This window comes from Ruminococcus sp. AF17-1AC, from assembly GCF_003461385.1.
In the GTDB taxonomy this organism is placed as follows: Bacteria; Bacillota; Clostridia; order Oscillospirales; family Ruminococcaceae; genus Hominimerdicola; species Hominimerdicola aceti.
On record NZ_QTWZ01000046.1, the window covers coordinates 1 to 1,423 of the forward strand.

General features: G+C 43.1%; 4 protein-coding genes and 1 pseudogene. All 5 read right to left on the reverse strand.

The window, feature by feature from the left end:
• On the reverse strand, window positions 1-275 hold a 275-nt coding region (locus DWW81_RS13020; RefSeq protein WP_181982759.1), incomplete at its 3' end, for a DNA adenine methylase.
• Window positions 276-421: 146 nt separating this feature from the next.
• On the reverse strand, window positions 422-619 hold the full coding sequence (locus tag DWW81_RS13025) for a hypothetical protein (protein ID WP_117898196.1): 198 nt from the start codon (window positions 617-619) through the stop codon (window positions 422-424).
• On the reverse strand, window positions 600-740 hold the full coding sequence (locus DWW81_RS13350) for a hypothetical protein (protein WP_181979797.1): 141 nt from the start codon (window positions 738-740) through the stop codon (window positions 600-602). The genes DWW81_RS13025 and DWW81_RS13350 overlap by 20 nt, the downstream gene beginning before the upstream one ends.
• Window positions 741-977 (reverse strand): annotated as a pseudogene (locus DWW81_RS13030) (hypothetical protein); the annotation flags it as partial. It lies immediately after the preceding gene.
• A gap of 5 nt (window positions 978-982) precedes the next feature.
• Window positions 983-1,423: phage antirepressor KilAC domain-containing protein (locus DWW81_RS13035; protein WP_181982758.1), on the reverse strand; the 441-nt coding region annotated here is incomplete at its 5' end.

Below are 1,423 nucleotides of genomic sequence, written 5' to 3' on the forward strand. Positions count from 1 at the left end.
CGCTTATGAAGACTAGCAATCCAGTCGAAATCTTCACGAGAATCGAGGACATACCGTAGTTTGTATTTCAGCTTATTCGGCTTGTCCCTGACACAGCGATAAAGATTGGCAAGATTTCCGTTAAAATCGTTGTATACCTCAAAATCCATACCGGGCGGCTTGCGAAAAAGCACCCAGCCCGCCCCTCCGAAAACCTCGATATACCGTTCATAGTAAGGAGGAAAGCGAGCAAGCACGTCGTCCCTGAGAGCTTTTTTCCCTCCCACCCATGACATAAAACTATTCATGTTTTTCCTTTCTGCCGCTAGAACCAATGACAGAAAGAAAGTCGCTTTGCTAATTACAGAAGTTTTCTGTCATTGGCAAAACGACTTAATTAAATATTAGATTTTACGCTTAAATATTTGATTTTACGCTGTTTTCAACCCTTGATGATCGGATCGACGTAGCTGAAAATTATTCTTTTCTGGTCAAGATAGCCGTTGGCTTTATTGACCTCGTTGCACAATTCCTTGTACTGCCTTTCCGAAAGTACGGGCTTTGTGGCTCTCAGCATTGCAGGAATACTGCCGAGACAAAACTTGAAGTCCACTTTAGCTTTAATTCTGTTTGTGTGCATCACTTACCTCCTTGTCCAGACGTGCGATCTCTTTTTCAGCAGACTTAAAAGCCACGGCAAGAGAACCTATCGTTGTTCCGATGATAACACCTATCATCATTCCAATGAACAAATACGTCATTTACATCATCTCCATTTCCATATCCTCATCTTCTGTCTGTTCATCATCGATAGAAGTGATCTCAACATACTCGCCGATAACATTCAAGGCCTCATAGTAACTGCTCGAAGATGTTATTCTGCTGCACATTTCCTTTGCCTCATCATACATTCCGTTCCTTTTCAGCGTTTTTGAGGCTATGCCCATAAGATTGAATATATTTCCGTCCTGACCTATCAGCGGACATTTTGGCTTTTTGGACATCACGACATCTCCTTTCCGTAATATTTTCTCAGCAGACCTATGATAAAAAGCTGACCTTTTCCCGTAACAAACGTCTGCTGATAGGTCTTTGTCATAGTCGGAGTTTCAAAAACCGACTCCTTAACAGCAAAATATCCGCAGTCGATAAAAGTCTGATAGGGGAGATTGTTTGCCATAAGCACGCCTTTTCCTTTCAGCCAACTATAGAGCCTGTTTCTGCCGACAGGGATATTTTCGGCTCTCGCAAGCTTCGCCATAGCGTTCATGTCAATGAGATTGGTTGTATCAGAAACCTGTTCCGCAAACTCCACCAACGGTTCGTCGTGGCGGATACGCTCGTTGAGCTGATTTATCGCCATCATCTGCAGACGGAAAAGATTCTGATACGGCTCGTCGAGAAAGGGGAGATAGTTTTTGATGAACATATCCTCGTTGGAAAC